We start from the raw sequence: 8,368 nt of genomic DNA on the forward strand, positions 1-8,368 counted from the left end.
CCTTATTTTTTGCTCTTAAAAGAAAATCGCTGTTACAGTGGGGAAAATTTATTTCTGTAACGGTGCTTCGGTGTTATTTGGAAGTGTTTCATAGGAAGTTTTGATTTGGTATAGTGGGATTGTAAGGATTTATTGGTATGAAAGTCCTGGTTTGTGTGGTGCATGCCGTGATATGTGCAATGTGCAATGTGCAATGTACAGCGTGCAGTGGTACATGCAGGTTGTGGGAGCGGTGATTCGGGCGGCTATGGCAATACCATTGCAGGCACGCTCGCGCTATGAACATGAGCCTCACGCTGCTAAACTCATTCATCGCCTTGCGGCTCGAATTCGTTAAGAAGCGAGGCTCATATACATGCCTGCAACGGTACAGTCATAGCCGCCTGAGTGCGTGCTGTAAGCAACAGGATGTTTCATGCCAGACAAGTAATTGTTGGAATCATAGGATAGAAGAGGAGAGGTATTTATGTTAAAAGGGAAAAAGAAGGCTTTGGCAGCTCAGGTGCTATTGGGATTGATGGTTGCTGGTAATGCGTACACTGTGGATTGTGGCGTTGCCAATGCGGAAACCTACGTAATAGGTGGCAAAGAGCCCGGTGCCAGCACTCCGGCAGACGATACTACCCATTACTATGCAGGTGGTTGGTGGGCAACGGGCGTCATGTTAGGAGAGGGAGGAAAGTTATTAAGCAGTAGTTACAGTGATATTAGTAACAATGTGGTAAATGTGGACGTTGGTGGTGGTGATATGATGTCCATGCTTCCCACGGCTGGACCAACGGTGCCATGTTTGATACCAACTGGTATCAGGACAACATCACTTTCAACAGCAAGCGCATGCAGCTGAATCTTGATGTGGAGGATGGCCCGGGCTGGTCCGATCCTACCATCAACTACTCCGGTGCAGAGTTCCGCACCAAGACCGAGAACAGATACCACTATGGTTTGTACGAGGTATGTATGAAGCCGGCCAAGAGCGACGGTATTGTATCGTCCTTCTTCACATACACCGGTCCTTACGACAATCCTCCTACCCAGTGGGATGAGATTGATATTGAGTTTTTGGGCAAGGACACCACCAAGGCCCAGTTCAACTACTTTACCAACAGTCAGGGAAACCATGAGTATCTGTGTGATTTGGGCTTTGATGCCACCGAGGGCTTCCATGTGTATGCCTTTGACTGGCAGCCTGATTCCATCACCTGGTACGTGGATGGCAAGGAGGTTCACAAGGTAACTGAAAATATTCCTGTGACCCCTAGCATGATTATGGCTAATCTGTGGGCAGGCCGCGGCGTTGATGCCTGGCTGAATCCCGTGGATGATTCCAATTTCCCTGTTCAGGCAGAGTACAAGTGGATGAAGTTCACTCCGGCTAAATAACATTAGTCGTGTGATATACTAACCCTATTTTTATTTCCTATTTTTTACACGCCGAAACGGCAGCCTGTCCTCCCCAAGCTGGCTGCCGTTTTATCGTGCAAAAAAATAGCCTGCAACACTGTTTCATCCTTGAACAAAATTTCATCGAATATTGTTCGACCATGATTTCAAATTGTTTCTAAGCAGTTTCTAATATGCTATTCTTTATCCAGACGGAAGGGAACGAGGCAGGGAACTGGAAACGGGGTAGCAGCTTCCTGCGTCAGCTTTTCGTCATAGGCGTGAGGAATATCGCAGTTTGAGAGAAAAGGGGAGTATTTCATGAAAAAGAAGTTTTTGAGTGCAGCAGTTACTTTGGCTCTGGCAGCGGGTATCAGTGGGACGGCTTTGGCAGCAGAGGGAAGCCTTGCCGATGTGCCGAAGGATCACTGGTCCTATGCGGCTATTGATATGCTGGCGCAGGATGGCATTATCGAGGGGAATCCCGATGGGACCTTTGAGGGTGGACGTGCCATGAGCCGCTACGAGATGGCGGCTATTGTAGCCAGGGCAGTGGAAAATTCCAAGGAAGCAGACCTGAAGACCAGAGGGCTGGTGGAAATGCTGAAAGCTGAGTACAGCAGTGAGCTGGAGCGGCTCGATGCAAGAGTGGATTCCATCGAGAAGCGTCTGGACAATGTAATGCTCAGCGGCTTTGTCCGTGCCAAGTATGACAGCGACAGCCTTGAAAATCGCGCAGGCGATGACAACAACAAGCATTTTTACATGAATCTGGAAGGCAAGATGGCTGTAGCACCTGGCTGGGATGCTCACTTCCAGAGCGAGACCCGGAAGGGCTGGACAGTCAATCAGTCCTGGCGCGAAGGGGACAACGGCTCCAACGATCAGGATGGTACCTTCCAGCGCATCTGGGTTGAAGGAAAGATAGGCAAGGTCAACGTTACCACCGGTGCCAAGTGGTGGGGACTGGGCTTCCAGAATGTGCCATTCGGCCATGCTGCTGACGGTATTTCCGTGGATACTGATTTTGCCGAGGGCTGGAATGCCAAGGCATTTTATCTCCGTCCGCGGCAGGGTGACCTTGTGACGATGGCCAAGGGCAGTGACATTACCATTGCGGGCCTGAATGTGACAGGCAAGCTGGGGCATGCAGTGGAAACCAGCCTGACCTACGCCCACAATACGGAGAGCAAGAATGCGGCCGGTGTGTCGGAGCAGGGCATGAGCAATATGTGGGCGGCAGAGGCCAAGGCACAGGTTGCCAAAAATGTTGAGCTGATTGGCACCTATACCCGCACCAACGCTGATTCCGGCAATACCAGCAAGGAGGTGCGCCTGAACTACAAGGGCACTGACCTGAGCGATGAAGGCTCCTTCGGCATCTATGGCCGCTGGTTTGATTTTGGGCATCACGGCGATTATTCCCATGATGATGAATGGGGCTCCCTGCCGGGCAATGCCAAGGGCTGGGTGCTGGGCGTAAAGTATGTGCCATACAAGAACATCGAGTGGGAAACCTTCTACTCCCAGCAGAAGAACCACGATGCGCAAGGGGAGTTTGACCGCAAGCTGTTCCGCACCCAGGTGGACTTCCACTTCTGATTTCAGGGAAATCACAGGTGAAATCTATAGGGTACAGATAGAAGCTATATGAGTTACAGGTGAAAGCTGTAGGTAAAATTGGGGATTTGCCATCTGCTCCGGCCGGGGCAGATGGCAGATAAAAAAGTTTTTGAATAGAGGGGTAGCAAATGAATAGACAGGAAATGTTTAATAAATTTCTTGAAGTGATGAACCGCTTTGCGCAGATAAAGGCGGTGGTGGCCATCAAGGACGGCTTCATCATGACCACGCCTTTTACCATCTGCGGGTCGTTGTTTCTGCTGATTGCCTGCCTGCCGATTCCCGGCTGGAACGAGCTGATGAGCGGCATGTTTGGCAAGGACTGGGCTGCACCGCTGTTTGCAGTCAGTGGCGGTACGTTCAGCATTCTGGCGCTGATTATCGTGGTGTGCAACGCCTACAAGTATGTTTCCAACGAAGGGCTTGACGGCATGACAGCCGCAGGGCTGGCCCTGTCGGCCTTTGTGATAGTGCTGCCTCCGGAGATTGTGCTGGAGGACGGACAGGTGGTAGGGAATGTGATTTCCAAAAACTGGGCTGGTTCCAACGGTATTATTACTGCATTGATTGTGGCATACATCACCAGCCGCATTTACTGCTACTGCGTCAAGAATCACATCGGCATCAGGATGCCTGATTCTGTGCCGGGCGGCGTAGTGAGGGCTTTTGAGGCGCTGACACCTGGTTTTCTGGTGTTTACGCTGGCCGCACTGGTGTGGGGCGTATGTCATTTTGCCGCCAATACCTCTGCGCCGGAGCTTTTGTTCAGCGCCATTCAGGTGCCTTTGCAGAGCTTGTCCGATACATTGGCTGGCGGTTCCATCATCGTGGGACTGCAGAGCGTACTGTTCTGGGCAGGTATTCATGGCCCGAATGTGGTGGGCGGCGTGGTAAACCCGATGCTGATTGCCAACTCGCTGGATAATCAGGCCCTGCTGGATGCAGGCTTGGCGCTGGCCGGCAATCCTGCCGCCAAGCTCATGACGATTCAGGTTTCTGATGTGTTCGTCAAGTCCGGCGGCTGTGGCATGACCCTGGGACTGATTATTGCCTCCTATATGGTGGCCAAATCCGAACAGCTTACCTCACTGACCAAAATGGCTACAGTGCCGGGGCTGTTCAACATCAATGAACCGATTATCTTCGGCCTGCCGGTAGTGTTTAACGGCCTGCTTCTGGTACCGTTCATCCTGGTGCCTGTGGCCGCCTTCGTTATCACCTATATGGCCATGCTGGCAGGCTTTCTTTCACCGATGGGGGCTATTCAGGTACCGTGGACTACGCCGCCTGTGATTGCGGGGCTCCTGCTGGATGGCTGGCAGGGTGCAGTGATTCAGCTGATAAACCTTGCCCTGTCGGTAGTAATTTACCTGCCTTTTGTCAAGAGGCTTGATAGTACCTGTCTTGAGGAAGAAAAGACAATGAATGATTTAGCATAGTCCGTCCCCTTATAGAAAGGCTGTGCCGAAACAGGCTGTTGCATAAAAACAGACGGCTGTTTTGGCACAGCCTGTTGAGGTGTTTGGATATCGGTTGGATGTATCGGATAATTTTTTGTTCTTATAGTATATTTTGACAAGTTTTAACATGTTTTGCTAAAATAATCAGGGAGATATAACAGGGGACATAATCAGGCAAATTTTTGTTGCAGGAGGGGATGATAGTTTGTCCAGGCTGATAAGGGCACTAAAGGCGCAGGATGGATTTTCTGATTCGGAGAAGGAGATAGCCGGTTTTCTGCTTGAGAATTATCGCAGTATTGCGGCCATGTCCACAAGGCAGCTGGCCCAGCTGACATATACCAGCGCATCTACCATTGTGCGTTTTACGAAGCGCATGGGCTTTGAGGGGTATACGGAGTTCAAGGTGCGGTTTCTGACGGAAATGATGGAATATGTCAATGAAAACAGGCAGGATGATACGTTTACCAACAAGGATACAGTGCGTATCCTGATGGAGAAGGTGGCCTGCATGGAAAGGAGTGCCATCAAGGAAACCCACATGCATCTGGAGCCTGTACTGGTGGTCAAGGCAGTAAAGGAGATTATTGAGGCAGAACATGTGGATTTTTATGCCACGGATGACAATGTGCAGATTGCCAATCTGGCGGCCGTGAATCTGAGCATGGCGGACAAGGGATATACGCTTCCCATGTCCATATCCCAGATGTATCTGACCTCATCCAGAGAAAGCAGGAGGCATGTCGGTTTTGTCATAAGCAGGACAGGGGAAAACCGCATGCTGATAGATGTGGCAAAAAACCTGAAAGCCCACGGCGGCAGGTTTATTCTCATTACGGGTACACCGGATTCCACCCTTGGCAGAATGGCGGATGTGGTGCTTCCGGTGGTGACGGCGTCTACATTGGAGGAGCTGTGGACACGGGTCTTCTGGATTGGCTCCCAGTACGTGATTGATGTGATTTTTGCGGCCCTGCTGTCCAGAAAGGGCTTTAAGGCTGTAGGGGAAAGGGAACGGTGGCTTCGCAGTCATTTTCATTATTAAAATTCTGCTATCCATAAAACTGAAACTTTGTTTCAAGCCGGGAGTGCTTTTTGTGAAATGTCATTGCAGAAGGCACTCCCTTTGTTGTGGGGACGTTATCGGCAATGCTACAATGTTGCTATAAATCAAGGAACCAGAGAAGTTTTTTAGAAAGCAATTTTTAATTTAAGGAGAGAAAAAGCTATGGCGTTTCCAAAAGGTTTTTTGTGGGGCGGCGCGGTGGCGGCGCACCAGCTGGAGGGTGGCTGGAATGAAGGCGGCAAGGGACCGAGTGTTGCCGATGTAATGACGGCAGGGGGGCCGGGAATTCCCCGCGAGATTACGGATGGAGTGATTCCGGGCAAGCTTTATCCGAACCATGAGGCGATAGATTTTTATCATCGCTACAAGGAGGATATCGCCCTTTTGGCGAAGATGGGCTTCAAGTGCTTCCGTACCAGTATCGCCTGGACGAGAATTTTCCCGCAGGGCGATGAGCTGGAACCAAATGAGGAAGGCTTAAAGTTCTATGATGACCTTTTCGACGAGATGAAAAAGTACGGCATGGAGCCGGTAGTCACCCTGTCGCATTTTGAGCTTCCCCTGCATCTTGCTAATGAATACGGCGGCTGGCGGAACCGCAGGATGATTGAGTTCTTTGTCCGCTATGCAAAGGTGTGCTTTGAAAGGTACAGGGACAAGGTAAAATACTGGATGACCTTCAACGAGATTAACAATCAGCGCGAGGTTATCGGCGGCATGAGCGATCATCATGCCTTTCAGGATTCCGGCCTCCGCTATCAGGAGGGCGAGGACAGGTATCAGGCCATGTATCAGGCCGCCCATCATGAATTTGTGGCTTCGGCCATGGCCGTGATTGAGGGGCACAAGATTAATCCTGATATGTACATCGGCTGTATGATGGCGGTATGCCCTGTGTATCCTGCCAGTGCGGCGCCTCTTGACCAGATGGCCGCACTGAAGGAAATGGACAGGACCTTTGTTTTTGCTGATGTGCAGTGCCGCGGCCATTATCCGAGCTACATATTGAAGGAATGGGAGCGGTTTGGCACCCATATTCAGATGGAGCCGGGGGATTTGAAGCTGCTGAAGGAGGGCAAGGTGGATTATCTGGGCTTCTCTTACTACATGAGCTTTGCCAGCGCCTTTGATTCCGAGGACAAGCGCCATATCGGCAAGGAAGTAAAAAATCCGTTTGTCAAGGCCAACGACTGGGGCTGGCAGATTGACCCGGTGGGCCTGCGTTATACGCTGAATGTCCTGCAGGAGCGCTATGAGATGCCGCTGATGATTGTGGAGAACGGCATCGGCCTCCATGAGCATGAGGAAGCCGACGGCATGATTCACGACGATGCCCGCATTGAGTATTTTGCCAACCACATCAGCGAGATGAAGAAGGCCGTGGAGATTGACGGTGTTGCCCTGATGGGCTATTGCCCGTGGGGGCCGATAGACATCGTTTCTGCCAGCACCGGCGAGATGGAGAAGCGTTACGGTTTTATCTATGTTGACAAGAACAACAAGGGCGAGGGCACGCTGAACCGCAAGCCGAAGAAATCCTTCTACTGGTACAAGCGGGTTATTGAAACCAATGGTGAAAATCTTTCAAGGGAGATTGAAATCGGCTGACAAGCTATAAGCTGAGCCGTTCAATATATCAGATAGCCTCTCAGAATGTTATTGCTATAAAGAGGGGGAGGACAGCCTGGTACAGATTTGTGTACGCAAAGCCACAGGCTGTCCTTTCTATTGCAAAAAATATCCCGCGGGACAGCGGGGGAACGGGGAACGAGGGACGGCAGATACTGCCGGGACTGCAGTCCGCAGGTGATATATTGGTTGCGCGGGTATGCGGATATGACATATAATGATAGGCAAAGGATATATGTATACGGCAGGCAAAAGCTATGCCGTTTGTGCGGCCGGGGGTTGTTCTGGCCGTGCTGTACTGTTTGTAGTGCGCGCTTTTGCGCTAGGGGGAGGCGTTATATGTCAACATTAATCAAGGAGCTGAAAGAGCAGAAGGGCTACTCGGAATCGGAGAAGATGATAGCGGAGTTCATGCTGGAGAACTACCGGGGGATTGCGGCCATGTCCACCCGGCAGATGGCGAAAAAGACCTATACCAGTCCGTCGGCAATTGTCCGCTTCAGCCAGAAAATGGGTTTTGAAGGGTATACGGATTTCAAGGTGCAGTTTCTGGCAGAGATGATGCAGTACATGAACCAGCCTTCGGAGAGCGAGGTATTTACCAGCCGGGATACGGTGCGCAACGCCATTGAAAAGGCAACGCGCATGGAGCTGAACGCTATCAAGGAAACCAATTCGCGTCTGGAGCCATCCTATGTGGTGAAGGTACTGCAGTACCTTATGGAAGCGGAGCATATTGATTTTTATGCAACGGATGAAAACCTGAATATTGCGCGGCATGCCGCCAGCAATTTCGTCTTTATGGGCAAATCCTATACGGTGCCGCTGGCAGATACCCAGATGTATTTTATGTCCGTAAATGTCTCCAAAAAGCATTTTAACGTACTCATCAGCAGAACAGGGGAAAACCGCATGCTGGTGGATGCCGCCCACAATATCAAGGCACGGGGCGGCAAGATGCTGCTGATTACCGGGGAAAAGGATTCAACCCTGGGGCGGCTGGCGGATTTTGTGCTGGTATCGGCCAGCTCTGACAGGGTGGAAGCGCTGGGCTACCGCATCTGGTGGGTATGTGCCAGATATCTGGTGGATATGCTGATGGCGGCCATGATTACCCAGCGGGGGCTGGATTCCGTGGGCCAGCGGGACGAGTGGCTCAAGAAGAATTTTGTGATATAGCGTCGGGACACGGGTGCCCGCACCAGCC

The 8,368-nt window shown here is 51.1% G+C and carries 7 protein-coding genes; all 7 read left to right on the forward strand.

Features of this window, described 5'->3' with window-relative positions; all coding sequences use genetic code 11:
- Positions 1-466: 466 nt before the first annotated feature.
- The 7 genes from ACI3UA_RS08310 (at position 467) to ACI3UA_RS08340 (ending at position 8,340) form a co-directional block, all read left to right on the forward strand.
- On the forward strand, positions 467-847 hold the full coding sequence (locus ACI3UA_RS08310; protein WP_439724349.1) for a hypothetical protein: 381 nt from the start codon (positions 467-469) through the stop codon (positions 845-847).
- A complete protein-coding gene (locus tag ACI3UA_RS08315; protein WP_439724350.1) occupies positions 787-1,383 on the forward strand; it encodes a family 16 glycosylhydrolase in 597 nt (198 codons plus the stop codon). Before ACI3UA_RS08310 ends, ACI3UA_RS08315 begins: the two co-directional genes overlap by 61 nt.
- A gap of 321 nt (positions 1,384-1,704) precedes the next feature.
- On the forward strand, positions 1,705-2,985 hold the full coding sequence (locus ACI3UA_RS08320; RefSeq protein ID WP_439724351.1) for an S-layer homology domain-containing protein: 1,281 nt from the start codon (positions 1,705-1,707) through the stop codon (positions 2,983-2,985).
- A 149-nt stretch (positions 2,986-3,134) separates the two neighbouring features.
- Positions 3,135-4,445, forward strand: coding sequence for a PTS sugar transporter subunit IIC (locus ACI3UA_RS08325; RefSeq protein ID WP_439724352.1), 1,311 nt, complete (start codon positions 3,135-3,137; stop codon positions 4,443-4,445).
- A 226-nt stretch (positions 4,446-4,671) separates the two neighbouring features.
- Entirely contained in the window at positions 4,672-5,511 is an 840-nt protein-coding gene (locus ACI3UA_RS08330) for a MurR/RpiR family transcriptional regulator (RefSeq protein WP_439724353.1), read from the forward strand.
- 183 nt (positions 5,512-5,694) lie between these two features.
- Positions 5,695-7,140, forward strand: coding sequence for a 6-phospho-beta-glucosidase (locus ACI3UA_RS08335; protein WP_439724354.1), 1,446 nt, complete (start codon positions 5,695-5,697; stop codon positions 7,138-7,140).
- 360 nt (positions 7,141-7,500) lie between these two features.
- Positions 7,501-8,340: a MurR/RpiR family transcriptional regulator gene (locus ACI3UA_RS08340; protein WP_439724355.1), complete on the forward strand. Its 840-nt coding sequence runs from the start codon at positions 7,501-7,503 to the stop codon at positions 8,338-8,340.
- Positions 8,341-8,368 lie beyond the last annotated feature (28 nt).

Source organism: Anaerovibrio sp., from assembly GCF_051866355.1.
Taxonomy (GTDB): domain Bacteria; phylum Bacillota; class Negativicutes; order Selenomonadales; family Selenomonadaceae; genus Anaerovibrio.